General features: G+C 62.1%; 24 protein-coding genes and 1 pseudogene. 11 read left to right on the top strand and 14 right to left on the bottom strand.

Annotated features, from left to right (window positions below; genetic code table 11):
- Positions 1 to 211: 211 nt before the first annotated feature.
- The 3 genes from LK440_RS03335 to LK440_RS03345 all read left to right on the top strand — a co-directional run bounded on the left by LK440_RS03335 (position 212) and on the right by LK440_RS03345 (position 4280).
- Positions 212 to 721 (top strand): sigma-70 family RNA polymerase sigma factor, encoded by a 510-nt coding sequence (locus tag LK440_RS03335; RefSeq protein WP_005015340.1) that lies wholly within the window; start codon positions 212 to 214, stop codon positions 719 to 721.
- Positions 718 to 1707 (top strand): FecR family protein, encoded by a 990-nt coding sequence (locus tag LK440_RS03340; protein WP_005015338.1) that lies wholly within the window; start codon positions 718 to 720, stop codon positions 1705 to 1707. Before LK440_RS03335 ends, LK440_RS03340 begins: the two co-directional genes overlap by 4 nt.
- A gap of 113 nt (positions 1708 to 1820) precedes the next feature.
- Complete coding sequence (locus LK440_RS03345; protein WP_005015335.1) at positions 1821 to 4280, top strand: TonB-dependent siderophore receptor; 2460 nt, start codon at positions 1821 to 1823, stop codon at positions 4278 to 4280.
- Between the two features lie 38 nt (positions 4281 to 4318).
- On the opposite strand, the gene LK440_RS03350 is transcribed toward LK440_RS03345, so the two are convergent.
- Both LK440_RS03350 and LK440_RS03355 read right to left on the bottom strand, forming a co-directional pair.
- Positions 4319 to 5116 (bottom strand): IclR family transcriptional regulator, encoded by a 798-nt coding sequence (locus tag LK440_RS03350; RefSeq protein WP_005015333.1) that lies wholly within the window; start codon positions 5114 to 5116, stop codon positions 4319 to 4321.
- 5 nt (positions 5117 to 5121) lie between these two features.
- The gene (locus tag LK440_RS03355) at positions 5122 to 5931 is read right to left on the bottom strand and encodes an HAD-IIB family hydrolase (protein ID WP_005015332.1); all 810 of its coding nucleotides are present in this window, start codon (positions 5929 to 5931) and stop codon (positions 5122 to 5124) included.
- 133 nt (positions 5932 to 6064) lie between these two features.
- Here LK440_RS03355 and ribBA point away from each other — a divergent pair, with 133 nt between their 5' ends.
- The 6 genes from ribBA to LK440_RS03385 all read left to right on the top strand — a co-directional run bounded on the left by ribBA (position 6065) and on the right by LK440_RS03385 (position 10381).
- On the top strand, positions 6065 to 7237 hold the full coding sequence (gene ribBA, locus LK440_RS03360; protein ID WP_005019888.1) for a bifunctional 3,4-dihydroxy-2-butanone-4-phosphate synthase/GTP cyclohydrolase II: 1173 nt from the start codon (positions 6065 to 6067) through the stop codon (positions 7235 to 7237).
- A 9-nt stretch (positions 7238 to 7246) separates the two neighbouring features.
- Entirely contained in the window at positions 7247 to 7765 is a 519-nt protein-coding gene (gene ribH / locus LK440_RS03365) for a 6,7-dimethyl-8-ribityllumazine synthase (RefSeq protein ID WP_005015321.1), read from the top strand.
- A gap of 19 nt (positions 7766 to 7784) precedes the next feature.
- Positions 7785 to 8273: a transcription antitermination factor NusB gene (nusB, locus tag LK440_RS03370; protein WP_005015320.1), complete on the top strand. Its 489-nt coding sequence runs from the start codon at positions 7785 to 7787 to the stop codon at positions 8271 to 8273.
- 14 nt (positions 8274 to 8287) lie between these two features.
- Positions 8288 to 9256, top strand: coding sequence for a thiamine-phosphate kinase (gene thiL, locus LK440_RS03375; protein ID WP_005015315.1), 969 nt, complete (start codon positions 8288 to 8290; stop codon positions 9254 to 9256).
- A gap of 67 nt (positions 9257 to 9323) precedes the next feature.
- Positions 9324 to 9827, top strand: a complete 504-nt coding sequence (locus tag LK440_RS03380) for a phosphatidylglycerophosphatase A family protein (protein WP_005015314.1) — start codon at positions 9324 to 9326, stop codon at positions 9825 to 9827.
- Complete coding sequence (locus tag LK440_RS03385; RefSeq protein WP_005015313.1) at positions 9824 to 10381, top strand: CinA family protein; 558 nt, start codon at positions 9824 to 9826, stop codon at positions 10379 to 10381. Before LK440_RS03380 ends, LK440_RS03385 begins: the two co-directional genes overlap by 4 nt.
- A gap of 18 nt (positions 10382 to 10399) precedes the next feature.
- Here the strand turns inward: LK440_RS03385 and pyrF are convergent, their stop codons facing one another.
- From pyrF to LK440_RS03445, 12 genes and pseudogenes are all read right to left on the bottom strand, one after another.
- Positions 10400 to 11218, bottom strand: coding sequence for an orotidine-5'-phosphate decarboxylase (gene pyrF, locus LK440_RS03390; RefSeq protein WP_005015310.1), 819 nt, complete (start codon positions 11216 to 11218; stop codon positions 10400 to 10402).
- 5 nt (positions 11219 to 11223) lie between these two features.
- Positions 11224 to 12537 carry an NAD(P)/FAD-dependent oxidoreductase gene (locus LK440_RS03395; RefSeq protein WP_025341195.1) on the bottom strand — a complete coding sequence of 438 codons (1314 nt, stop codon included), beginning with the start codon at positions 12535 to 12537 and terminating at the stop codon, positions 11224 to 11226.
- Between the two features lie 66 nt (positions 12538 to 12603).
- Positions 12604 to 12996, bottom strand: coding sequence for a diacylglycerol kinase (locus LK440_RS03400; RefSeq protein WP_005015304.1), 393 nt, complete (start codon positions 12994 to 12996; stop codon positions 12604 to 12606).
- Between the two features lie 98 nt (positions 12997 to 13094).
- The gene (locus LK440_RS03405) at positions 13095 to 14012 is read right to left on the bottom strand and encodes a YihY/virulence factor BrkB family protein (RefSeq protein WP_005015301.1); all 918 of its coding nucleotides are present in this window, start codon (positions 14010 to 14012) and stop codon (positions 13095 to 13097) included.
- Positions 14013 to 14173: 161 nt separating this feature from the next.
- Complete coding sequence (gene groL / locus LK440_RS03410) at positions 14174 to 15805, bottom strand: chaperonin GroEL (RefSeq protein WP_005015300.1); 1632 nt, start codon at positions 15803 to 15805, stop codon at positions 14174 to 14176.
- Positions 15806 to 15839: 34 nt separating this feature from the next.
- Complete coding sequence (locus LK440_RS03415) at positions 15840 to 16127, bottom strand: co-chaperone GroES (RefSeq protein WP_005015299.1); 288 nt, start codon at positions 16125 to 16127, stop codon at positions 15840 to 15842.
- A 216-nt stretch (positions 16128 to 16343) separates the two neighbouring features.
- Positions 16344 to 17197, bottom strand: a pseudogene (locus LK440_RS03420) (IS3 family transposase).
- 57 nt (positions 17198 to 17254) lie between these two features.
- Entirely contained in the window at positions 17255 to 17479 is a 225-nt protein-coding gene (locus LK440_RS03425; RefSeq protein ID WP_005015298.1) for a hypothetical protein, read from the bottom strand.
- A gap of 149 nt (positions 17480 to 17628) precedes the next feature.
- Positions 17629 to 19137 (bottom strand): basic amino acid/polyamine antiporter, encoded by a 1509-nt coding sequence (locus LK440_RS03430; protein ID WP_025341194.1) that lies wholly within the window; start codon positions 19135 to 19137, stop codon positions 17629 to 17631.
- A 62-nt stretch (positions 19138 to 19199) separates the two neighbouring features.
- Positions 19200 to 21575 carry an Orn/Lys/Arg family decarboxylase gene (locus LK440_RS03435; RefSeq protein ID WP_005015296.1) on the bottom strand — a complete coding sequence of 792 codons (2376 nt, stop codon included), beginning with the start codon at positions 21573 to 21575 and terminating at the stop codon, positions 19200 to 19202.
- A 78-nt stretch (positions 21576 to 21653) separates the two neighbouring features.
- Entirely contained in the window at positions 21654 to 23111 is a 1458-nt protein-coding gene (locus LK440_RS03440; protein ID WP_005015295.1) for a basic amino acid/polyamine antiporter, read from the bottom strand.
- Between the two features lie 517 nt (positions 23112 to 23628).
- Complete coding sequence (locus tag LK440_RS03445; RefSeq protein WP_005015291.1) at positions 23629 to 24582, bottom strand: LysR family transcriptional regulator; 954 nt, start codon at positions 24580 to 24582, stop codon at positions 23629 to 23631.
- A gap of 138 nt (positions 24583 to 24720) precedes the next feature.
- Here LK440_RS03445 and LK440_RS03450 point away from each other — a divergent pair, with 138 nt between their 5' ends.
- Together LK440_RS03450 and LK440_RS03455 are read left to right on the top strand one after the other, a co-directional pair.
- Positions 24721 to 25710 (top strand): tripartite tricarboxylate transporter substrate binding protein, encoded by a 990-nt coding sequence (locus tag LK440_RS03450; RefSeq protein ID WP_005015289.1) that lies wholly within the window; start codon positions 24721 to 24723, stop codon positions 25708 to 25710.
- Positions 25707 to 26789, top strand: coding sequence for a maleylacetate reductase (locus tag LK440_RS03455; protein WP_017685312.1), 1083 nt, complete (start codon positions 25707 to 25709; stop codon positions 26787 to 26789). Before LK440_RS03450 ends, LK440_RS03455 begins: the two co-directional genes overlap by 4 nt.
- Positions 26790 to 26799 lie beyond the last annotated feature (10 nt).

The following is a 26799-nucleotide window of genomic DNA, read 5'->3' on the forward strand; positions in this document are numbered from 1 at the left end:
CGGGTATTCATTCTTGTCCTCAGATTCAAACACAAAAAAACGCGCCACAAACTTGGGGGGTTCCCGATCTTTTCTGGTGTCTTTTGTTCGTTTTGTTCGTTTTGTTTTCCAAACGCGCAGACACAAGGGGATCGGTGCGATCCTTCGAGCGCACCGAAGCGTCATCATTTAAAATTAGCAATAATTCCCATTAGCGTTTATGGAAAGGCCCGTGCAACCTGTCGACTACGCCACCTCTGACGAATTTGTCAGCCTGTACCGAGAACATCACGGGTGGCTGGTGCAAATGCTGCACCGCAGGCTCGGCGGCGCTGATGCAGCGGCGGATCTGGCGCACGATACGTTCGAGCGGGTCATGCGCAGCCGTTCTCGCCTGGCCTTTGCCGAGCCCCGCGGGTTCTTGACCACGGTGGCCAAGCGGTTGCTGATCGACCAGTCCCGCCGCAAGGCGATCGAGCAGGCCTATCTGGAAACCCTTGCGGCCCGCGCCGACGATGTCGTCGCGAGTCCCGAAATGCATGTGCTGGTGGTCGAGGCGCTGGAAGCGGTCTGCCGCATGATGGAGCAGTTGCCCGCGCGGGCGCGGCAAGTGTTCGTCCTGGCCCAAGTGGAAGGGCTGACATACCCGGAAGTCAGCGAGCGCCTGGGCGTGTCGGTGCAGGCCGTGCAGCGCGATATGGTCAAGGCCTGGCAGCATTGCTATGGGGTGCTGTACGCATGAACGCCTCCGAAACCGACCGCCTGCATCCGGCCATCGTCGAGCAGGCGGCGCAATGGATGATGCGCACGCTCGGCGCGCCCGGAACGGATACCGAGGCGGCCTGTACGGCCTGGCGTCAGGCGGATGCTCGCCACGAGTTGGCCTGGCAGCGCATGCAGGGTATCCGTCAGGATATGGGCGCCGTCTGCGTCGTGCCGGTATCCGGCACGACGGCGGGGCAGACGATTCTGCGGTATTGCGAAAAGCGGTCCCGCCGCAATGCGCTCAAGTGGGCGGTAGGTGGCTTCGCTCTTGGCACTGCAGGATGGATGTCCGCCCGGCAGGGCGTGTGGGACGGCGGCGACGTCTATCGCACGGCCACCGGCGAGCAGCGCACCGTGACATTGCCCGACGGCACCGTGCTGACCATGAATACCGGATCCGTCGTCAGCCTGGATTTTGACGCCGCCCGCCGCCAACTCGATTTACGCGAGGGCGAAATCATGATCGCCACTGCTGCCGATTCTGGCGGCCGCCCGTTCCGTGTCAAAACCTCAAATGCCGTACTGACGCCGCTGGGAACCCGTTTTGCCGTGCGCGAACTGGACCAGGGGCGCCGCATTACCCGGCTGACGGTGTTCGAGGGTTCCGTTCGCGCCGAGCCGGCCGCGCGCCGGCAAGCCGCCCGGGTGGTGCATGCCGGCGAAATGGCGGAGCTCGACGATCGCACGCTGTTGTTTGCTGCGGCTATCCAGGAGGACCAGCCCGCCTGGGCCAATGGCATGCTGGTGGCCAACCGGATGCGGCTGGACCGCTTTTTGGACGAATTGGCACGCTATCGGCCCGGCATCGTGCGCTGCGATGCCGCGGTAGCCAGCCGCGAGGTGACCGGCGCATTTCGCATCGACGATACCGATCGGGCGCTGGAAGTGCTGGCAAGCGTGCTGGGCCTGCAGCTCAGATATCGCACCCGCTACTGGGTCAGCGTCGGCCCGCGCGTGGCCTGAGCAAAAAATTTGTAACGGCGGCGAAGGTTATTGATTCTCGTTCGTTAGACAGGAAAGCAGACTTCGAGGCGCCCGAAGTCTGGCCTCTCATCGGACGAACCAGGAATCCCGTCATGGCATCACGCCAGTCTTCAACCTTTTTAGTCACCCTGCTGCGTGCGCGCCCCGCGCGTTTGTGTCTTGCCGTTCAACTTGCGCTGGCCGCCCCGGCCGCAGTCTGGGCCCAGGCTGCGTCGGCCACGGATATCGTTTTCGCCATTGCGCCCACTACGCTGGACCAGGCCCTGGGCCAGTTTGGCAGCGCTGCCAAACTCACCGTGGCTGCATCGCCGACTCTGACGCGTGGTGTCATGACCCAGGGGCTGTCGGGCCGTTACACGCCTGAACAGGGCTTGGCCCAGTTGCTGGCTGGCACCGGCTTGCAGGCCGTGGCCAATCCCAACGGCGAAGGCTACCAGTTGCGCCGTGCGCCGCAGGATGGCGCCGGTGTATCGACGTTGGCGCCGGTGGCCGTGACCGGAGCCTACGATATGGCGGCCACCGAAGGCAGCGGCAGCTACACCAGTGGCGTTGTCACCATCGGCAAAGGGAAACAGTCGGTCAAGGATATCCCGCAGTCGGTCACTGTCGTGACCCGTCAGCGCATGGATGATCAGAACGCCACCAGTCTCGATGACGTGCTGGCCAACAGCACGGGCATGACGCTTTACAAAAGCCCGATGGGCGGCAATTACGTGTTCTCTCGTGGTTTCCGCGTCGACACCTATCAGTTCGATGGCGTCAATCGCGAGTTTTACTATCCGCAAGCCAACAGCTTCACCAGCAGCACGGTCATCCTCGACCGCGTCGAGATCGTGCGCGGCGCCAACGGCCTGCTGCAAGGCGCCGGCTCGCCCAGTGCGTCCGTGAACCTCGTGCGCAAGCGTCCGCTGGCAGAAAACCAACTGCAGTTGACCACCAGCGCCGGATCCTGGGACAACTACCGCGCCGACATCGATGCCACCGGGCCGCTGAATGAGTCGGGCACGTTGCGCGGCCGCGCCGTGGCCAGCTATAACGACCGTGACTATTTCTACGACGTGGCCAAGAGCCGCAACACGGTGCTGTATGGCGTACTGAGCTATGACATCGCCCCGTCAACCACGATCACGGGTGGGGTAAGCCACGAAGACCTGCGGTCGACGCCGTTTTTCCACGGTCTGCCCCATTACACCAATGGCGATGACATCGGGCTCAAGCGCTCTACGTCGTTCGCGCAGCACTGGAACCGCTGGAACGGCAAGCAGACCTCGGCCTTTGTCGAGTTGGCGCACCGCTTCAATCAGGACTGGTCGGTCAAGCTCACGGGTAACAGCACGCAAGAGTCCAACGACAGCAAATACGCCTTCACCGAAGGGGCGGTCAATCCGCTGACCGGGTCGGGCCCGACAATGTATGCGGGGATTTTTGATTTTTCCACGCACAACAAAGCACTTAATCTGGACATCGATGGTGTTTTCGACGCCCTCGGGCGCAAGCACTCGGTAAGTTTCGGTGCCAGCGTCAATCATCTGACCAGCAAGAACGACTTCGCGACGGCGCGTCTTGGGCGCGGCTTGGACATCTGGAATCCTGACCATGATGTGCCCGAACCCACCGATGCCTGGCTGCGCGAAAATGCCTACCGAGGTGATGCGACCATCATCAAGATGAAGCAGACCGGCGTTTACGGTGTGGGCCGATTCAGCCTGGCCGATCCGCTGACCCTGGTGGCCGGGGCCCGCGTGAGCTGGTACGAGAACACTGCGCGCTATCGTGACAGCGGCGATCGCTACACCGATCCGTACAAGGAAAACGGTGTGGTCACGCCTTATGGCGGCCTGATCTACGCCTTCAATCCGCAATGGTCCGGGTATGTCAGCTATGCGGAGATCTTCGAGCCGCAGAATGCGCTCGATGCCACCGGCAAGTTGCTCGATCCCATGGTGGGCAAGAACTATGAGCTCGGCGTCAAGGGCGAGTTGATGGGCGGCAGGGTGAACACCTCGATCGCAGTCTTCCGTATCGATCAGAAAAACCGTGCGCAGCAAGATCTGGCAGGTATCTGCTCTGTGGGCGATGTGTGCTACATCTCCAGCGGCAAGGTCCGCAGCCAGGGCGTCGAGGCCGAAATCAGTGGCGAGGTGCTGCCAGGCTGGCAGGTGTTCGCGGGCTACACCTTCAACAGCCTGAAGTTCCTCGACGACACCTCGGTGTCCAACACCAACTTCGGCCGCACGTTCACGCCCAAACACATGTTGCGTCTGTGGTCGGACTATCGTTTGCCCGGCGAATTGTCGGCGTGGACCCTGGGCGCGGGCGTGAACTACCAGTCAGGCAGTTATACGGAAACGCGTGGGGTGCGTGTGTCGCAGTCGCCGTATGCCGTCTGGAACGCGCGTGTGAGCTACAAGATCAACAAGAACTGGACGGCGGCGTTGAACGTCAACAACGTGTTCGACAAAACCTACTACCAGACCATTGGTGCGCCGGGTTGGGGAAGCTTCTACGGCGATCCGCGTAACGCGACGCTGACCTTGCGCGGCACGTTCTAAGCGCAGCAGGCGGAAAAGGGGAACTCCCCCTTTTCCGGTCAGGCGCGCCAGCCCAGTTTGCGCGAAATCTCCTGGGCGCAGCGCTGCAGCGGTTGGGCGATGCTGCCATTCCACGTGACATCGAAGAGACCGCTCGGGCCAATGGTCGTGATGGCCAGCACCAGTTTGCCCGCATGATCGAAGACCGGCACGGACAGCGCGTCCACGCCCGGCAGCGGATTGCCCACGGCCCGCGCCATGCCATGCACGCGGATATCGGCCAGCATGGCTTGCAGATGCTCCGGGCGTGCAGCCTTCAGGGGCGTGGCCAGCGTCGATGTCACGGCCGTGTCGTTCGCTTCGCGGGCGATGTAATGCTCGGCCACTTTTGGGGGCAGCCAGGTCGCGAAGACCAGACCGGTTGCGGTGTTGAGCATGGACATCACCGTGCCCTGGCGCATGTTCACGTGCACCGGATAACTGGCCTCGGTGATATGAACCATGGTCGGGCCGTGCGAACCGAGCACGGCCAGCCCCACGGTGTGGCCGATGTCTGCCTGAAACTGCGCGACTTCGGGCAATGCCATGCGCACCGGGTCCAGGCGCTGCAGGCTCACCAGACCCATCTGCAGCGCGAAGGGGCCCAGCTCATAATGACCGCTGACGCTGTCCTGCTGCACCAGGCCGACGCGGATAAAGCTCACCAGATAGGGGTGGGCCTTGGCAGACGTCATGCCGGCTGCGGCGGCCACGTCGCGCAAGGTCAGCGGCCGGGCCGCGTCGACCAGGGCCGACAACAGCGGAAACCCCACCTCGACCGACTGAATGCTGCGGCGTCCGTCATTGGCTGTCGCCATGGTTCTCAACCTCCGTGACCGTGCCGTGCCGCAAGCAGGCGGTCGGCCATTTCGACAAAGCCTTCGCCGCCGCGCGAAGGGGTGACAAAGGCGGGCGTGTGCTGGATGCGGTGCAACTGCGCACCGATGTTGGCCACACCCACCGAGAGCGGGAAGAACTCGAACATGGGTTCATCATTGGGCGAATCGCCAATGAACAGCGTATGAGATAGCGCCTGCATGATGCTTTGCCCCAGTTCGCGCTCGAAGAGGCGGCGCGTCATGCTGAGCTTGTCGTAGTCGCCAAACCATCCATTGACATGAATCGAGCTGACTTTGGCTTGTGCGCCGGCCTCGGTAAAGATCTCGAGGATCCGATTGACGGCATCCTGCGGCAAGGCAGGGACATCCTCGCAAAAATCGATGGCCAGATCGGCGGCGCGATAAGCCTGATCGCTGGCCAGTGCCGTGCCGGGCACCTCGCGAAGCACGCGGTCACGGATGGCATCGAGCCGCGCGCGGTCGGCGCGGCGGCTTGCCGCATCGGCCCAGTAATGGGTCTTCATCCGATGCGCGCTGCGATCATAGGCATAGTAGAAAGCGCCGTTTTCACCGACCACGGCGCGCACCGGCCACATACGAACGATGTGATCGCACCAGCCTGCTGGCCGGCCGGTGATCGGGATGACGCAGATGCCGGCCCGCTCCAGACGCTCCAGCGCCATATAGGCCGCTGCCGTCAGCCGCCCATCGGTGGTGACGGTATCGTCGATATCCGTCAGTACCGTGCGTACCGAGGCCGCAACCGGGGCGGGCAGGGCGGCGAGGGGTTGCATGTCTTTCCTTTGTCGAGTGGTTGTCTGGCGGCAGGCCGAAGAGTGTACCGGCGGCCCGCATTTTGCTCTCGGGGGCGCGAAGCGGCCAAGGGCGGTAAAATTCGGACTTTCCCGCTCGCTGGCTCCTTTTCTCATGTCTGCCCAGATATCTTCCGTTGCCGACGACGCCGTTTCGGACTTCGGCATTGCCTCTGTACCCGAGATCATTGCCGAGCTGCGCGCCGGCCGCATCGTCATTCTGGTTGACGAAGACGACCGCGAAAACGAGGGTGACCTCGTCATGGCAGCGGAGTTCGTCACGCCCGAGGCCATCAATTTCATGGTCACCCACGGCCGTGGTCTGGTCTGTCTGACACTGACCGAAGACCGCTGCCGCCAACTGGATCTGCCGCTGATGGCCAGCCGCAACGGCACCCGGTACGGCACGAATTTTACCCAGTCCATCGAAGCGGCAGAGGGCGTCGAGACCGGCATCTCTGCCGCGGACCGCGCCCGCACCATCCAGGTGGCCGTCGCCCGCGACGCCAAGCCCAGCGATCTCGTGCAGCCGGGTCACATTTTCCCGGTGCGTGCGGTGCCAGGGGGCGTGCTGGTGCGCGCCGGCCATACCGAAGCCGGCTGCGATCTGACCGCCATGGGCGGCCTGACGCCGGCCGCGGTCATCTGCGAGATCCTCAAGCCCGACGGCACCATGGCTCGTCTGCCCGATCTGGTGCAGTTTGCCCATGAGCATGACCTCAAGATAGGCACCATCGCCGACCTGATCCAGTACCGCAGCGAGCACGAGTCCATCATCCAGCGGGTCGGCGAGCGCCAGATGCAGACCCCCTGGGGCGAGTTCCGCGCCATTGCCTATCGGGACGACGCCACGGGAGCGCCCCACTTGGCCCTCGTACACGGTAAGATCGACCCGAGTCAGGAAACCCTGGTGCGCGTGCATGAGCCGGCCTCACTGCTTGACGCGCTGGATACCGGCGCCAGCCCGCACAGCTGGGGGCTGGGCCAGGCTCTGACGGCCATTGCGGCGGCTCCGGCCGGCGTCATGGTGCTGATGAACTGCCAGTCCTCGACCGAGCACCTGTTTGGCCAGATTGCCCATTGGGGCCGGTCTGCGGAGCAGGCCCCGGCCCAGGATGGCGACCGTTTCGGTTTGCGCACCTACGGTATTGGCGCGCAGATTTTGCGCGATCTGCACGTCGGCCAGATGCGGCTGCTTGCGCGGCCGCGCAAGATGCCCAGCATGGCCGGGTTTTCCCTGACCATTACGGGTTACGATTGCCCCCCGCCCCGCAACACTGACGAATAAGGCCGACGAATGAACCCCTACATCCTTACCCCCGACCTCAACGGCGAAGGGCTGCACATCGGTATCGTGCGCGCCCGCTTCAATGAAGAGATCGGCCAGACCGAATTGACTGCCTGCCTGGAAGAACTGGGCAAGCTGGGCGTGGACGAGCGCGATGTCATGGTGGTGTCCGTGCCGGGCGCCCTGGAGCTTGGCGTGGTCCTGGCCCGCATGGCCGAATCGTTCGAATTCGACGCCCTGATTGCACTGGGCGCCGTGATCCGTGGCGAAACCTATCACTTTGAAGTGGTCAGCAATGAAATGGCCACTGCTATCACCTGTATTTCTCTGGAAACCGGCATTCCGGTTGCCAACGGCGTGCTGACGGTCGACACCGACGAGCAGGCCGCAGCCCGCGCCGAAGGCAAGGGCCGCGATTGCGCCCAGGTTGCCGTCGAAATGGCCAACCTGGTTGCCGCGCTGGAACCCGAGGAAGACGACGAAGACGACGAGGACGAAGATTTTGACGACGAAGAAGACGAGCGCTGATAGCCCCGAGGCGGCCCAGTTGGGGGCCGCCAGCGCCGGGGCGGCGCGCGCCAACGCGCGTAGCGCGCGCCGGCGTGCCCGCGAGTTCGCGCTGCAGGGCGTGTACGCCTGGCTGCTGCGCGGTGGCCAGGGTACCCAGGATGCCGGCGAAATCGACGCCCACTTGCGTGATGCCGAAGATTTCTCCGAAGCCGATGCGCAATGGTTCAAAACGCTGTTGCATGGCGTGCTGCGCGAGGCGCCCAGCCTGCGCGAACGGTTCACGCCGTACATCGACCGTCCGCTCGGCGAGCTGTCTCCCGTGGAGCACGGCATTTTGTTGATCGGCAGCTACGAGCTGGTGCATCACGTCGAAGTGCCTTACAAGGTCGCCATCAACGAGGCGGTTGAGCTGGCCAAGTCCTTCGGTGGCACCGATGGCTTCAAGTTCGTCAACGGTGTGCTCGACAAGCTGGCCGCGGACGTGCGTACCGCCGAGGTCAAGGCCGCGGCCCAGCAGCGCCGCTGAGGCATCGGCCGGCCGTGGCCTCCGAGTTCGATCTTATCGCGCGCCATTTCACTCGCGCCGCGCCCGGGGATATCCTGGGCGTGGGCGATGATTGCGCGCTGTTTCCGGTGCCGCAAGGCATGCGGGTGGCGGTGAGCAAAGACTTGCTGATCGCGGGCCGGCATTTTTACCCCGACGCCGACCCCGAGTCGGTGGGCCACAAATCCCTGGCGGTCAATCTTTCCGATCTGGCCGCCATGGGCGCGCAGCCGCTTGGCTGCTTGCTGGGTCTGGCCCTGCCCTCCATGGACGAGCCGTGGCTGGCGGCTTATGCGCGCGGCTTTCATGCGCTGGCGCAAGCCAGCGGGTGCCCGCTTATTGGCGGCGACACCACGCGCAGCCTGCATGATCTGACGCTCAGCGTCACCGTATTCGGCGCCGTGCCGGCTCAGGCGGCGTTGCGTCGCGATGCGGCACGTACGGGCGACGATATATGGGTCTCGGGCGAATTGGGCGCCGCCGATATTGCCTATCGCCTCCTCGACGGGCAATTACCCGCCGACGCAGCGCGCCTGGCCCAGACCCGTCGCGCACTGGAGTGGCCCCAGCCACGTCTGGCATTGGGCGCGGCGCTAAGGGGCCTGGCTCATGCCGCCATCGATATCTCGGATGGTCTTGCACAGGATCTGCGCCATATTCTGGCCGCAAGCGGCGTGGCGGCGGAGTTGCGTTACGCGGATCTGCCACGCGCTGCAGGTCTGGCCGGCCTGGACGACTCCACGCTGCAACGGGCGCTCTTGGGCGGTGGCGATGTGTACGAACTGTGTTTTACTGCGCCGCCCGAGCGGCGCGCTGCCATCGAGCACGCCGCGCTGGCCTGCCAGACGCCAGTAAGCCGCGTGGGCCGTATCATGCCCGGCACCGGCTTGCAGGTGCTCGACGCCCAGGGCCAGCCATTGCCTCACATCCCTGGCGGATTCGATCATTTCGGCGACGTGGCCTGATACCATCCCGGGCATGCCCGCTTTGAGCTTGAATCGCCGGACCATGACCGAACCTCATTCTTCTTCGATGCGCGAGCGCTCGCGCGTGGATTACCCCAGCCTGGCTTGGATTTGCGCCCGTCCCGGGCGATTTCTGGCGTTCGGCCTGGGCAGCGGCCTGATCCGGCCGGCCTCCGGCACCTGGGGCACGCTTGCTGCATGGGTCATCTGGCTGCTCTTGCCGCCGATCCCCAATCTCGCCATGGGCATCCTGCTTGCGCTGGCGTTTGCTTATGGTTGCTGGGCTTGCGGTTATGCCGGCAAGGAACTCCGCGTCCATGACCACGTCGGAATGGTGTGGGACGAAATGGTGGCCTTCTGGCTGGTGCTGTGGCTGGTGCCGGGTGGTTGGATGGCCCAATTACTGGCTTTTGTGCTTTTCAGATTCTTCGACATCGTCAAGCCGCCCCCCATCAAAACGTTTGATGCCCGCTTATCGGGCGGGTTTGGCGTAATGTGGGATGACATCCTGGCGGCCGTCTATGCCTTGCTGGTCATGGCGTTCGTCGTTCGATTAGGAGTGTTGGCATGAGTTTGCAGAACAACATGGGGCTGGCACCTGCCGCCTTGAGCGCCGCAACGGCCATGGGGCTGGCCGAACAACTGGGACCGGTGCTGCAAGAGCAGGGCTGGTACCTGGGCACGGCAGAATCCTGCACGGGCGGGCTGTTGTCGGCTGCGATTACCTCGGTGGCGGGATCGAGCGGCTGGTTCGAGCGCGGCTTTGTCACCTACAGCAACGCAGCCAAGGTCGATGCGCTACGCGTGTCGGCCGACACGCTGAATCATTTCGGTGCGGTCAGCGAAGAAGTCGCACTGGAAATGGCCCAGGGCGTGCTGTTGGCCGCGCCTGCCTGCCATGTCTCCATCTTCACGACCGGCATCGCCGGCCCGGGCGGCGCGACGACCGGCAAGCCGGTGGGCATGGTGTGTTTTGGCTTTGCCACGCGGGCTCAGGAAGGCATTCATTCGCGCGCCGTCACGCACGTCTTCGCCGGCGACCGCAGCCAGGTGCGCCAGGCTGCCGTAGAGTTCGCCTTGCGTGGCCTGCTCGAGTTTCTGGGCGCGCCGGCCAACCGGTGCTAGGCGACGCGCCGTCGGCCGTCAACGGACGGCGTTGATCGCCTCACGCAGGCCGGCCGCCGCCTTGGCGGCCGCTTCGCGCCAGTCGTCACCATTGCTGGCATAGATGATGGCACGCGACGAGTTGATCATCATGCCCGTGCGAGCCTGATTGGCGCCGGCCTGCACGGTGGCATTGATATCACCGCCCTGCGCGCCGATGCCGGGCACCAGCAACGGCATGCTGTCGCCGATGCGCTGGCGCACGGCGGCAAGTTCGTTGGGGAACGTCGCGCCCACCACCAGGCCGCATTGGCCGTCGCGGTTCCACTTCTCTGCGACCAGTCCGGCCACGTGCAGATACAGCGGCTTGCCGTCGGCCATCTGCAAAAATTGCAGATCCGAGCCCCTCGGGTTGGAGGTGCGGCACAGCACGATCACGCCCCGGTCACGCCAGGCCAGGTAGGGCTCGACAGAATCCAGGCCCATGTAGGGGCTGACCGTCACGGCATGCGCCTGATAGCGCTCGAAGGCTTCGCGCGCATAGTTTTCCGCGGTCGAACCAATGTCGCCACGCTTGGCGTCCAGCACGATGGGCAGATCGGGATGTTCGCTACGGATATGCGCACACAAGGCTTCGAGCTGATCTTCGGCGCGATGCGCGGCGAAATAAGCGATTTGCGGCTTGAAGCTGCTGGCGTAAGGCGCGGTCGCGTCGACGATGCCCCGGCAGAACTCCAGAATGGCGTCGGGCTTGCCCTGCAGCTCGTGCGGAAAGCGCAGCGGATCCGGGTCCAGCCCGACTTGCAGCAGAGAGTTTCGGGTCGCCCAGGCGTGTTCGAGTTTTTGGAGGAAATTCATGGGGATCAGTGCAGTTTGACCCTGGGGTGGGTGCGCCGCATCAACAGGCGCGCCAAGGCCATTGTGGCGGTACGCGAGACACCCAGCACCGCTCGGTGGTGCATCAGGTGCAGGCTCATGTACATCAGGCGCGCCAGTGTACCGCTTACGAAGAGTCCGCGTCCGGCCAGCTTGCCCATCAGGCTGCCGACTCCTGCCCCTTGGCCCAACGACACCAGCGAACCATAGTCGCGGTACACATACGCCTGCTGGGGTTCATCCTTGCCTGCCAGGCGGGCGCCGAGTTTGCGGGCCAGATAGCTGGCTTCCTGGTGCGCGGTTTGCGCGCGCGCCGGCACGATACGCTCACCATGCCAGGGAGCCGCGCAGCAGTCGCCCAGCGCCAGCACATAAGGATCTTCGGTTTCCAGGCGCTCATTGACGATCAATTGGCCTGCCTTGTTCAAGGGCAAACCCAATTGGGCGAGCAGGTCCGGGCCGCGAATGCCGGCGGCCCACAGGCAAAGCGAGGCCGCAAAACTGCGGCCATCGGCCGTCTTGACACTATCCGGGCTCACTTCGGCCACCCGGCAATGGGTTTCCACACGGATACCAAGCTCGGTCAGGCGAGCGGTGGCCGCGCGCGAAATCTTCTCGGGCAAGGCAGAAAGGATGCGAGGCGCACCCTCGACCAGGGTGATGGCCATGTCGCGCTCGACTCGAAAATTCGGCAGGCCGTAGGTGCTGACGACATGGCTGGCCTCGGTCAGCTCAACGGCCAACTCGACGCCGGTGGCGCCGCCGCCCACGATGACCAGGTCCAGGCGAGCCGAAGGATTGCGCAGCTTGTCCTGATCCACCTGAGCCATGGCCTTGAGGATCGTCAGCCGAAAGGCTTCGGCGTTTTCGGTGTTATCCAGCGTGACGGCATACTGAGCCGCACCAGGCGTGTTGAAAAAATTTGACGCGCTGCCCACCGCCAGCACCAGGTTGCCATAACTCAACTCGCGCGGCCCGAGGATTTCCTGGCCGCGCGGGTCGCGGACCGCGCCGATCCGGATACGCCGCGCAGCCCGGTCGACCGAGGTGAGCTCGCCCTGGGCGAAACTAAAGCCCGCCAGCCGCGCCAGCATCAGATAAGAAAGCCCTTCCTGGTGGATATCCAGCGTGCCGGCGGCCACTTCATGCAGCGACGGCTTCCAGATATGAAAAGGGCGGCTGTCGACCAGCAGAACGCGCTCGGGGCCATAGGCGCGGCCCAGTTGGGCCGCCAGCTCCAGGCCGCCAGCGCCGCCACCGACAATCACGATACGTTCCGGGGCAGAGAGAGCAGGCATCATGCAGGTATCGGAAGAGGGCATGGAGCTTCAGTATAGAAGCATGCCTGCCACCTGCAAACGCCTGCCTTAATTCAAGATAAAACGGCTGATCGCCACCGCGACCCAGACGGCGCCCGTAAAAATCAGCATCAGCATCACGGCGGCGCTGCCCAGATCCTTGGCGCGCCCCAGAAGTGGATGCGTCTCGACCGACAGTGCATCGGCCAAGGCTTCGATGGCCGAATTGATCAGCTCCACCACCAGCACCAGCACGACCGAAGCAATAAGCATGAAGACTTCGTCGGTGGTGCGCCCCAGAAAAAACGCGGCTGGAATGAGCAGCACCGCCAGGGCAAGCTCCTGGCGAAACGCCGCCTCGTACTTGACGGCCGCCTTCAGGCCCTGCCACGAGTAGCGCAAGGCGTTGAGGATGCGGCGCAGGCCGCCGGTGCTCTTGTAAGGCGAAGGATGTGGAGTCATAAAGCGATACGGGGAATCGGGTCTGCCGCTTTTTAACAGATTCAGGTGTCGCCCGTATCGTGGCCGCGCAAGTGCGGAAGGCTTTCCCGGTGCAGGAATCAGTGTCCGGGCTGCGCGGACGGCGTCAACGGCTCACCGGCCTCCAGGCGCTGGGCGCGCACCGCGTATTGCCGGGTCACCACCGCGCCAAAGAAAAAAATCTGCGCCGAATAGTAAATCCAGATCAAAAGCGCGATGAGCGAACCCGCCGCGCCATAGGCCGAAGCCACGCCGCCGCGGCCCAAATAAAGGCCGATCCCCCACTTGCCCAGCAGAAACAGTGCGGCGGTCACCACCGCGCCCGGGATCACATGGCGCCAAAGCACCGACACCGAGGGCAGCAGCTTGAAAATCACGGCAAACAGCGCTGTTACTACCGCGAACGAAAACAGATTGGCCAGCCAGTCGCCCACCATCGCCACCAGCGAATTACTCCAGATCTCGCCGTAATAGCCTCGGGCCACGCCCATCGCTGCATTGACCATCAGCGAGAACAACAGAAAGCAGGCCAGCACCAGCACGAGTCCAAACGACAGCACACGGCTGCGCACCAATCCCTGAATACCACCCGAGGTGTCGGGTTCGACTTCCCAGAGTTCATCCAGGCTGGCTTTAAGCTCCGAAAAAGCCGTCGTCGCACTGAAAATCAACACCCCGACCGACAGCAACGCCGCAACCCAACCCTTGCCCGACTGATGTGCGCTGGCCAAAACGGTCTGAATCACCTCGGCCCCGCGTTCGCCCGTCAGGTCGCGCACCTGATCGAACAACTCCGAGCGCACCGCTTCTTCACCAAAAAACGCGCCTGCCACGGCAATGACCAGAATCAGCATCGGCGCCAGCGAAAACACCATATACAGCGCCAGCGCAGCCCCCTTGCTGGCGGCGCGGTGGCGCGACCATTGCCTGGCCGAATCCATCAACAGCCCGGCCAATTCTCTCGGATGGCAAATTCGCAGCAATGTGGGAAAACGCATCTGGCCCCTCCGGAAGTGTCAGACCCATTGTAGGCATCAAAGTGGGGCCGCATGCAAGCCGCCCACAAAACAAAACCCCCGGCGATGAACCGGGGGTTCTGATAGCAACCGGAGAACCGCGTGGCGAAGGTACGCGGCGCTCCAGGACAGAGAGGCGGGACTTAGAAGTCCATGCCGCCCATGCCACCCGGCATGGCCGGGGCAGCGGGCTTGTCTTCTGCCAGCTCGACCACGGCGGCTTCAGCCGTCAGCAGCAGGCTGGCCACCGAAGCGGCGTTTTGCAGGGCAGTGCGGGTCACCTTGGTGGGATCCAGAACGCCTTGCTCGACCAGGTCGGTGTACTCGCCGGTGGCGGCGTTGTAACCGTAGTTACCCTTGCCAGCCAGAACGGTGTTGACCACGACGCTGGCTTCTTCGCCGGCATTGGCCACGATGGTGCGCAGCGGCTCTTCGACAGCACGCAGGATCAGCTTGATACCGGCGTTCTGGTCGGGAGTGTCGCCTTGCAGGCCGGTGATGGCTTGCTTGGCACGCAGCAGCGCAACGCCGCCGCCAGCAACCACGCCTTCTTCCACAGCAGCGCGGGTAGCGTGCAGGGCGTCTTCAACGCGGGCCTTCTTTTCTTTCATTTCGACTTCGGTGGCAGCACCGACGCGGATCACGGCAACACCGCCGGCCAGCTTGGCCACGCGCTCTTGCAGCTTTTCACGGTCGTAGTCCGAAGTGGCTTCTTCGATCAGGGTGCGGATCTGCTTGACGCGCGCCTCGATCGACTTGCCGTCGCCGGCGCCGTCGATGATGGTGGTGTTTTCCTTGGCGACTTCGATGCGCTTGGCTTGGCCCAGTTCTTGCAGCGAGGCCTTTTCCAGGGACATGCCGGTCTCTTCCGAGATCACGGTGCCGCCGGTCAGGATGGCGATGTCTTCCAGCATGGCCTTGCGGCGATCGCCGAAGCCCGGAGCCTTGACGGCGGTGGTCTTCAGAATGCCACGGATGTTGTTCACAACCAGGGTGGCCAGGGCTTCGCCCTCGACGTCCTCGGCGATGATCAGCAGCGGACGGCTCGACTTGGCGACTTGTTCCAGCACCGGCAGCAGATCACGGATGTTGCTGATCTTCTTGTCGTAGATCAGGACGAAAGGATCGTCCAGAGCGGCGACTTGCTTGTCGGGGTTGTTGATGAAGTAGGGCGACAGGTAGCCACGGTCAAACTGCATGCCTTCGACGACATCCAGTTCGTTTTCCAGCGACTTGCCGTCTTCGACGGTGATGACGCCTTCCTTGCCGACCTTGTCCATCGCGTCAGCGATGATCTGGCCGATGGAGCTGTCGCTGTTGGCCGAAATCGAGCCAACCTGGGCGATTTCCTTGCTGGTGGTAACCGGCTTGGAAGCCTTCTTCAGCTCGGCGACGGCAGCGGCCACAGCCTTGTCGATACCGCGCTTGAGGTCGATCGGGTTGAAACCGGCGGCAACGTACTTCAGGCCTTCCTGAACGATGGCCTGGGCCAGCACGGTGGCGGTCGTGGTGCCGTCACCGGCGTTGTCGGAGGTCTTGGACGCAACGTCCTTGACCAGCTGGGCGCCGATGTTCTCGAACTTGTCCTTCAGTTCGATTTCCTTGGCGACAGACACACCGTCCTTGGTCACGGTCGGGGCGCCGAACGAGCGCTCCAGCACGACGTTGCGACCCTTCGGGCCCAGGGTGGTCTTCACAGCGTTGGCGAGAACATTCACGCCGCGAACGATGCGCACGCGGGCATCATCGGCAAACAGAACTTGCTTGGCAGCCATTTTCAGCTTCCTTTGAAAATAGGGATGAACGCTATTACTGGATCACGGCGAGGATTTCTTCCTCGCGGATGACGAGCAGTTCGTCGCCATCGACCTTGACGCTTTGGCCGGCATACTTGCCGAACAGGACCTTGTCGCCGACCTTCAGGTCGACGGGCAGAATCTTGCCGTCTTCCGTCTTCTTGCCGGGGCCGACGGCCAGCACTTCGCCTTGATCGGGCTTTTCAGCGGCGCTGTCGGGAATGACGATGCCGGAAGCGGTCTTGCGCTCGTTGTCCAGGCGTTTGACGATCACGCGATCGTGCAGGGGACGCAGGGCCATGAGGAACTCCTGTTGGATAACTAGAAGATTGATCGGTAGTTGGCGCGGGAGGGCTGTTAGCACTCGCCAGCGACGAGTGCTAATTATAGGGATGACTCGGCAGGCTTCAAGGGGGAGGGGCTGGATTGTTACATATTGGCTGGGTGATATTGACTCGATGTGGCATTCAGCTGATGTCGAATTTCATTGATGTCGGAATTTGACCTGCCCCCAGATTTAGTACGGCACCGACATAGAGCCCAGGGGTAAAAGACCTTCTTTCTGATGAGCCTGCACGAATTGCGCCGGCGTTAAATATCCGAGCGCGCTGTGAGGCCGATCGGTGTTGTACTCGACTCGCCAGTTTTCGATCAAGCTTTTAGCCTGTCGCAGGGACAAGAACCAGTGCTCGTTAAGGCATTCGTCGCGGAACTTGCCGTTGAAACTTTCGATATAAGCGTTCTCCACCGGCTTACCCGGCCGAATAAACGACAGCTTTACGCCTGCTTGGTAGGCCCAGGCGTCCAAGGCTCTTCCGGCGAACTCTGGCCCGTTGTCCACGGTAATAGATCGCGGCAGGCCACGCATCTCCGCCAGCCGTTGCAGCACCATGGCAACACGCAGTCCCGGCAACGACGTATCGACCTCGATGGCCAGGCATTCGCGAGTGTAGTCATCGACGATAGTCAAACAGCGGAATCGGCGGCCATAGGCTAGGCCGTCGGCCACAAAGTCCATTGACCAACTCTGATTCGGCGCGATTGCCGCTGGGCGAACCACGCGCTCGGTCATTAATGTCCTGACCGCCTCGCGTTTGGCCTGCGGGCTGACTACTTTCGGCTTAGCAGATCCTGAAGCGCCGCCTTGTCCAGCATCGACTCGGCCAACAGCTTCTTGAGCTTGTTGTTCTCCTGCTCCAGCTCCTTGAGCCTCTGAGCGTCCGACACCGTCATGCCACCGAACTTCGCCTTCCAGTTGTAGTACGTTGCCTCGGAGATTCCGTGCTTGCGGCACAACTCTGCGGGCTTGGCACCTGCATCGGCTTCCTTGAGCACGCCGATGATTTGCTCTTCCGTAAATCGTTTCTTCATTGCCATTCCTTTGGGAACGGACTCTACATCGATTTCGTACTAATCACGGGGAGCAGGTCAGTAGCGGTTCCAGGAACGATCCCACTCCAGGTCGATGCTCCATTTCGGAGAGAACTGGTAGTTCAGCACCGCAGAAGGGTGGGAGTTGGTGGTCTGATAGTTGCCGGAGTCGCCATAAAAGGTCTGCGTCAGGCTCAGGCTGCCATTGGGTGTGAACTCCGCGGCCTGCGTGGCGGAGGCGCCCAGCAGAAAAAGACCAAACAATGTGCAGTAGCGTGTCATGTGCGTGATGCAGGAAGGAGCCGCGGGGCGTCATGGCAGACAGCGCGCCGCGTGGTATACGTGGGGAAGAGGGCCAGGCGCCCGTCAGCGAGAAGGCCCGGTCTTTGTACAAAACCGGGCCTTCGTCCGCTCAATGCTTTTCGATGCGCCTAGAGCGTGATCTTGCCGGTGTAAAGCAGCCAGAACACGATAACGTCGGCGACCAACAGGATGGCCACGTAGAGTTTTTCCAGACCCACGAACATGGGCTTGCCGTCCTTCTTTTCCTTGCGCGACCAGATGAAGACCGGAAGACCGCAAGTCAGCAGCACGGGCACCAGAGCCAGGTAGTTGAGCGCGCTGGCATAGAGGATGAACAGGCAGAACAGCACGCCCATCACGCCGCTTGTCAGACCGAGTGTCATGCCCTTGTTGGAATACTTCTTGTATTCATGCGTCAGGCACAGCTTGGTCATGTAGAGCGTGGTGGTGATGTAGGCAGGCACCACCATCAGCGCGCTGATGTTGTACATCGTGTTCCAGGCATTGTTGGAGAAATAAACCAACAGCATGGCTGCCTGCATCACGCCGCTGCTTATCCACAGCGACACGGTTGCTGCCTCGTTCTTGTTCGTACGGGCAAACGCCTTGGGAAAGGCGCCGTTCTGGCCTGCAGCCATCGGGATTTCTGCGCAAAGCATGGTCCATGCCAGCCAGCCGGCCAGCACCGAGATGATCAGCCCCAGATCCATCAGCCAACTGCCCCATTGCGCGCCGACGACGTGCTCGAGCACACCCGAGGTCGACGGATTGGCGACCTGAGCAAGTTCGGGCTGCGTCATGGCGCCAAACGGCAGAACGGACAGCAGGATGTAGATGATCAAGGCCGCCAGAAAACCCAGCAGCGTGGCTTTGCCCACGTCGCTGCGATTGCGGGCGCGGCCCGACAGGACCACCGCGCCTTCTACGCCGATGAACGCCCACAGTGTCACCGTCATGGGAGCCATGATTTGCGCCGTGAACGAGACCGGCGTGGCGGCTGCGCCCGTGCCGCTCATGATCTGCGGTGCATTGCCCCAGACGTTGTCGAGCAGTTGGGAATAGTCGATCAGCAGACCCAGCAGGAGGACGAATGCCACCAGGGGAACCAGCTTGGCGATCGTGCCCACCGTGTTGACGAAGCCGGCCACCTTGGTCCCGGACAGCACCAGATAGTTGTAGCCCCAGATGAGGATGGAGCCGCAGATGATCGAGTTCAGGTTGTTGCCGTTGGTGAACACGCCAGGGAAGATCTGGTCGAAAGCGTCCATGAGGATGACCGCGAAGGCGACGTTGCCAAAGCAGGTCATCAACCAGTAGCCCCAGGCCACGTTAAAACCTATGAAAGACCCGAAACCTTCCTGCGCGTACATATAGACCCCGGCATGCAGGTCTGGGCGCAGGTCGGAGAGCATGCGGAATGCATTGGCAATAAAGTAAACGCCGATGCCCGCGATGATCCACGCGATGACGACCGGACCGACGGCCGAGGTGGCGGCGGTATTTTGCGGCAGGCTGTAGACGCCGCCACCCAGCATCGACCCCACCACGATGGCGATGAGCGCCAACATGCCGAGTTTCGCGCCGGCCGAGCCGGAGCTGGCGTCGGTACTTGTACTTGCTTGAGTTTTATCAGTCATTTTCGTTGCCTTGCGATGGAGGAGACCATGCCGCCCGGGTCAGGCCCGGGCGGCACCCCGCTCTATTGCCGTCCCTTCTTGATGGAAGAGACGCGGTGGCTCTTGAAGCTGATGTGCTTGGGCACGGGCTGCGGCTTGCGCGCCTCTTCCACGACGGCGCGAACCCAGTAGTCGCCGTTCTGATCGATGCTCACGCCCTGGATTTCGTGTTCGAAGCCCGGGAAGCGCTTGTCGAATTCCTGCAGCGCTTCGAGATAGCCGGTGATACCCGTGTCATCGGCGGGCAGACGTTCTCCCGGCATCAGAACCGGAATACCCGGAGGGTAGGGCACCAGCATGCTGGCGGCGATACGATTGGCGAAATCCGCTACCTTGACGCGTTCGGTCTGGTAGCGCACAACCTTCTGATAGGCCTCGGCCGGGGTGAGCACAGGCTCGGGGATGGAGCTGACCGCATCGCTGCTGTGCTTCATCAGGTCCAGCTCCTGCATGCTGTCGTGCATGTGCTGGCACAACTCTTTGAGCGTCATCGCGGCGTACTTGGGCGACGCGTGGGCCAGCGAAGGAATGGCATCGATCGCCTTGGCGCCCGTGTCATAGAGCTTCTTGAAGGTCAGCAGGCTTTCGATCAGCGTGCCCCACTTGCCCTTGGTGATACCCACCGAGAAGAGAATGAGGAGCGTGTAGTCGCCGGTGCGGGCAACCTCGATGCGGCGGTCGTCCAGGAACTTGCTGACGATGCTGCCCGGAATACCCTGAGGCAGGTGTTTGCCGTCGGGGGTGATCCCCGGGCAGGTGATGCTGACCTTGACCGGGTCGAGCATGCAATCGGCCTGGCCAATGTCCGCATCGGAAAAACCGTGCCACGCGTCGCCTGGTTTGAGCGTCCACAAATCGGGGGTCTGGCTCAGCAGTTCGATGGAGGCCTTATGGAAAGCTTGCACCTTGCCACTGGCCGGATCCTTGACCTGGGTGGGTTGCAGGACGTCGAAGAACCATGAGGACTCGCCATCGACTTCGGCGAGTTCTTCTTTGACATTGACCACCGCCTGGCGGAAGGCAATTGCTTCTTCGATGGATTCTTGCACGAGCGAGTAGCCGGCTTCTCCCTGCATCATGGCAACGGCCACGTCGATCGAGGCGATGATGGGATAGAACGGCGAGGTGGTGCCGTGCATCATGAACGAATCGTTGAAATCGTCAAAGTCCAGCGGTGCGCGGTCGCTCGGTTTGATGTGGGTCATCGATGTCATGGACAACGCCGGCAACATCTTGTGCGTGGATTGCACCGCGAACAGGGTCGGACGATTGGGCGGGTCATCGGCCACGTCCATGGCAAAGCGGCCACGGTAGAGCGGGTGGAATTTGGCGTAGGCATACCATGCCTCGTCAAAATGGATGCGCGGCACGCTTTCGCTAAGCTGGCCGACGACTTGATTCACGTTGTAGATGAAGCCGTCGTAGGTGCAGTTCGTGACCACGGCGTAGCTGGGGTCGCGGCTGACCGCATCCTTGGTCAGCGCGCTGTCGTCGATGAGTTTTCGGACGCTGTCTTTGCTCAGGCGCTCTGCCGGAATGGGGCCGATCAGACCGTAGCCGTTGCGGCTGGGCGTCAGATACACCGGACGAGCTTGCGACAACGTCAGGCCGTGATTGAGGGATTTGTGGCAGTTGCGGTCCACCACGGCGATTTCATTGGCGCCCACGGCACCCTGCGCCACGATGCGGTTCGAACCCGACGACCCGGCCACACCGTAGAACGTCCACTTGGCACCGAAGAGTTCGGCGGCAATTTCCTCGGATTGCTTGGGCGGGCCGGCGTGAACCAGATAGTCGCCCATTTCGGCGGTCGCCACGCCGATGTCGGCGCGCATCATGTTTTCACCAAAGAAATTGATGAATTCCACGCCGACCGGGTGCTTGAGGTAGGCCATGCCACCCATGTGCCCGGGGCAGTCCCAGTAGTAATCGCCGTCCTCGGTGAAGTTTTTCAGGGTGCCGAAGTAAGGCGGCAGCAGGGTTTCTGCGTAACGGTGCACCGCAGTGTAGACACGGTTGGCGGTGAACTCCGGGGTCTCGGAGTACAGATAGACGTACTCGGTGACTTCCTTCAGTACCGCGACGGGGATGCCATTGACGGCTTCGGCTTCGGAGAGCAGAAACACCGGCACCGTGGCGTTACGCTCACGGATCTTCTGCACCAGTGCTTCGCACTCTTTGACGATGGCCGTGTTGGCGCTGTCCCAGAGAATCGCGATGAAGCTGTAGTGAGGGCTTTGCTGAATGTAAGTCTGACCTGCTTGCAGGTTGGCGGCCTGCTGGACGATAAACCCTCTTTCGGCGATGGCTTGCGCCAGGGCTTGCACGGCCTGGGAGGCGGGACGGCCGGCTTCCAGACTGTCGGAAAGCACTAGCAATGCATTGTGATTGAACTTCATAGCATGACTCTCGGTTGAGGTCGAGCGGCGCATCCGGACTCTGATACTGATCAGTAAAAAACAGCGAAAAACAACCTGCTACAGCTTGATGTGGCCCATGAAATACAGGGCGATTACAAGAATATCGATGGCCAGCAACAGCGCGAGTGCGGTCTTTTCACCGCGATTCAGCGCTCCCGCATCGCTGCCTTGCTGGCGGCGGGCCCAGAAAAACAAGGGCAGCCCCAGACTGAGCAGCAACGGGCTCATCGCGACGTACTGAATATTGCTGGCGTAGAGCATGAACAGACAGAAACCAGCTCCGACGAGGCTGCTGAACAACGCCAGCATTCGCCCCGTGGACTGGCGTTGCGTATACTCGCCGTTAAAGCAGGTTTTGATCAGATACGAGGCAGAGGAAAAGTACGCCGGCAACACGCAGATCGCCGAGATGCCAAGCAGCGTGAGCCATGCATGCTGGGAGAAATACACCATCAGCATGACGCACTGCATGATTCCGCTGCTGACCCAGAGGGCCGTGGAAGCGGCGCCGTTCTTATTCTCTATGGCAAAAATCTTGGGGAACGTGCCATTACGCCCGGCAACCTGAGGTATTTCGGCGCAAATCATCGTCCAGGCCAGCCAACTGGTCAAAATCGAAATCAGTACGCCTATATTGATCAGCCACTCACCCCAGTCGCCCGTGAGCTTTTTCATGACGCCCGCGGTCGACGGATTGGGAATATGGCTCAACACCTGTTGTGACATGACGCCAAAAGGCAGCACTGAAACGATCAGGCAAATGAGCAGCCCCAGTATGCAACCAATCATGGTCGCGCGCGCCACATCTTTCTTGTTGCGCGCTCTGCCCGACAGCGCTACCGCACCTTCGACGCCGATAAAGCACCAGAGCGCGACATACATCGGTGACAGCGTCTGCGACAGAATCGAACCCAGGGGCTTGGCGTCGCCGACGGGATGGTGGCCCCAGATATCGGTCGTGAGTTGAGCGTAGTTAAGGAAATAAGTGACTACGCCGACGAAAACCACCAGCGGGATCAGTTTGACGAACGTGCCGACGGTATTGATCATGCCGGCCATTTTGGTGCCGGCCAGCACCAGGACGTGAAAGCCCCAGATAAGGATGGAAGCTCCGACGATGGATGCCAGATTATTGCCGCCGGTGAAATCGCCCGGCATGAAATAGTTGAGCGTGTCCATCACCATCACAGCAAACGCTACGTTGCTGAAAATGGTCATGAGCCAATAACCCCAGGCCACGACAAAGGCACTCAACGGCCCGAAGCCCTCCCTGGCATACATGTAAATGCCGGATTGCAGGTCGGGCCTGAGGTCCGAAAGCACCATGAAGGTTCGGGCAATGAAAAACATGCCGAAACCGCTGATCAACCAGGCGATGACGACCGGGCCAAGGGCTGATGTCTCAGCCATGTTTTGAGGCAGGCTGTCGACACCGCTGCCTATCATTGAGCTCACGACAATCGCCACAAGCGCCACAAGGCCGAGTTTCTGGTCGATGGGCTTAGTGCTGCTCATAGGTTCTCATAGGCTGCTGAAACGTGCATTTGAAACGGAGCGCGCCGTGGTTGGCGGCACATCGCGCTGGTTTGGCGACCCATTGCCTGCGCGTGGAGGCACGGGCGGCAAATGGATCAGACGTGGCGGTGTCAAGGCACGAGCAGTTATGCAGGTTCCTTACACAGGGCTTAGGTCTGTTGAACGCGTCAAAGATACCAGAATGTTGATATCAGATGCATACGGTTTCGTATATTTTTTAAACAACACCAAAAAGTCGCTAATATTTTGTATAAACGTGACAAATTGTGGTTCCGACGCGCGGTGCCGCATCAAGAGGGGCGGAATTTTTTTGCGCTTAACCGTTTGAATTTCCAGCGATTAATGCTGCGCGTCTGCGGAAATTTTTGTTTTCAGCTTCTGTTTGATGAAATCGCCGGCGCTAATTTGTCGAGCGGCAAAGGGCGGTTTGTTTGTGGCAAACGCAGGGGGCTTCGCGGCAGCCTCTGCCGTCTTTCGTCAGGCGGGAAGGCAGCGCTTAAGCAGCCGAGGGCGGCGTGGTGGCCGCGGCGGCGTCGATGGTGACATCCCAGATCGAGGGCGAGCCTATATGCCGTCGCAAGGCCTCGGTGAAGGCCCTTATCCGGGCGCTCGCCCGGGGCATGGCGCGCAGCAGATAGATGCCGCTGTCTTGGGGGGGCGTGCAGTCCTGTAGCCCGATCTGCACCAGATTGCCTCGGCCAATTTCCGGTCCCGCCGACCAATTGGGCATAAGGGCGATGCCGAGTCCGTCCAGTGCCGCCTGGCGCCGGGCATCGCAGTCGTCGCATTCGAGGACAAAGCGGGCCTGCCGGGCCCAGGCGCCGTCGCCGATTTCGCGCCATCCGCGTACGCTTGTGCTATGGCGCCGGTCGATCAGGCGATGCCGTGCCAATTCGCTCAGCCGGCGCGGCGTGCCGTAGCGTTCAAGATAGCTGGGTGCTGCACACATGAGGTACCGGTGGCTGCCGATACGTTGCCCGATGAGGCTGCTGTCCGGCTGCTGCCCCACACGCACGACGACATCCATACGCTCGACGACCGGATCCACGATGCGTTCCGTCAGGGCGAGTTCGACCTGCAACTGCGGATGCCGCTCGCCAAGCCGACCCAGAATGGGCACCACGTATCGCCGGGCAAAAGCGGGCAGGCAGCTTACCCGCAACAGGCCTTGCACGTTTTGCTCCAGCGAAATGACTTCGGATCGGGCTTCGGTCATGTCGTGCAGGATCTTGACCGCGCGCTCGTACAGCACTTCGCCAGCTTCGGTGGGGACAAGCGCACGGGTCGAGCGCACGAAAAGTGGCACCTGCAACTCGGACTCCAACGCGTCGATCTGGCGTGCCACGGAGGACACGACCAGTCCGCCCCGGCGGGCGACCTCGGAAAAACTCTGCGCCTGGGCCACATCGACGAAGATCGACAGGGTTTCCGCGAATTTGGCTGCCTTCATTTGTGCGTGTGGTGCAAAGGGGTTTGGCGCCGACTGCGCGGGCGTGTGGAGATTTGGCACGTACGATAGCGGCAGCAGCGGTATTTCTGCAAATTTCACATAGATCGCGACATCATGGCGACGTCCACAGGAGACTTCATGCACGCCCTTATCATCAATCGCCGTACCCGCGCCGGGTTGGCCGCAAGCGCCTTGAGCCTGCTGGGCTGGGGCGCCAGTTTGACGCCCGCTGCCGCAGAATCCTATCCGAGCAAACCGCTGACCGTCGTCGTTCCCTTTGCGGCTGGAGGAACCGTCGATAAAGTTGCCAGGCAGTTGCAGCAATCCTTGCAGGACAAGCTGGGTCAGACGGTGGTGATAGACAATCGAGGCGGCGCGGGCGGCACGATAGGCACGGCCCTGGTGGCCAAGGCCCCGGCGGACGGCTACACGGTGGAGATGGTGTTCGACTCTTACGCGACCGAGCAGCATATCTATCCGAGGCTGCCGTACTCCACGGAGAAGGACCTCACCGGCGTGTCGTACATGGTGCGCTCCCCCATGGTGCTCGTCGTCGCTCCGGGCACGCCTTACCGTAGCCTGGCCGACTATGTCGCCGCAGCCAAACACGGCAACGTCTCGTATGCGTCGGTCGGCCCGGGTAGCTCCAACCATCTGGCTGCCGAGCTGTTCCATCAAACGGCCGGCAGCAGCGGTCTGCATACGCCGTATCGCGGGGGCGGTCCGGCCATCACGGATCTGTTGGGCGGACACGTGGAGTCCATGATCGCCAGCCTGCCCCTGGTGTTGCCGCATATCCAGGCTGGCAAGTTGCGGGCGCTGGCGGTGACCGCGCCGTCGCGTGTGCCGGCTCTGCCGCAAACGCCTGCTGTCGCGGAAAGCTATCCAGGGTTTGAAATCTACTCGTGGGTGGGCATGGTGGCGCCGGCCGCAACGCCTGCCGATAGGCTGGACAAATTGTCCCAGATTACGATCGAAGCATTACGCGACCCTGCGGTGGCGCAACGAATCAATGAGTCCGGGTTCGATGTCGTGGCCGGCGGCCGTGAAGAAATGAATGCCCTGGTCAAGTCGGAGTCCGACCGTTGGGGCAAGCTTATCAAGGCACAGGGGATTGTGGCTCAATGACGGATACACCGGCGACGATGGATTCTTTTACCTATACCAGCCAGGCGCAGCGCGTCGTCTTCGGCCCGGGCAGCCTGGCGCGATTGCCTGCCGAACTGGATGCGTTGACCCTGCGTCGCGCGCTGATGCTTTGCACGCCTGCCCAGCGCGGGCAGGCCGAGCAGGTTGCCGCGCTGCTCGGTCCTGAGCGCGTGGCAGGCGTGTTTGACGAGGCCGTCATGCACGTGCCTATGGAAGTGGTGCATAGGGCGCGTGCGCAGGCGCGTCAACAGCAGGCTGACTGTGCGGTGGCCGTAGGCGGCGGATCTACCATCGGGCTGGGCAAAGCGATTGCGCTAGAGACCGGCTTGCCTGTAATAGCGGTACCGACGACCTACGCCGGATCGGAGATGACACCCATTTACGGCGTGACCGAGGCGGGCTTGAAGAGAACCGGTCGTGATGTCAGGGTCTTGCCGCGCACGGTGATCTATGACCCTGAACTCAGCTATGACTTGCCGCCCGGCATCAGCCTGACAAGCGGGATCAATGCCATTGCTCACGCGGCCGAAGGCCTGTATGCCCAGGATCGCAATCCCATCATGGATCTGATGGCGCAGGAGGGCATTCGTGCGCTGGCGCTCGCCTTGCCGCGCCTGGCCCACACGGACCAGGCGGCGGCCGCGCGCGCCGACGCGCTGTACGGTGCCTGGCTATGCGGCACGGTGTTGGGTAACGTGGGCATGGCGTTGCATCACAAGCTCTGTCACACCTTGGGAGGTAGTTTCAATTTGCCGCATGCCGAGGTTCACACGGTGATTCTGCCCCATGCGCTGGCGTATAACGCCGCCGCAGCACCCGCGGCCATGGCGCGGATCGCCTCGGCGCTTCAGGTCGCGCACGCCGCTCAGGGCGTGTTCGATCTTGCGCGCAGTCTCGGGGCGCCGACCGCATTGCGGGATATCGGTATGCTCGAGGCGGATCTGGATCGGGCCTGCCAGATCGCACTGAGCACGCCCTATCCGAATCCGCGTCCGCTCGAGTCCGAGGCGCTGCGTGTACTCTTGCAGAACGCCTATGAAGGCAAGCGCCCGGACTGAGTGCCGCCGC

Source organism: Bordetella holmesii, assembly GCF_020735985.1.
Taxonomy (GTDB): domain Bacteria; phylum Pseudomonadota; class Gammaproteobacteria; order Burkholderiales; family Burkholderiaceae_B; genus Bordetella; species Bordetella holmesii.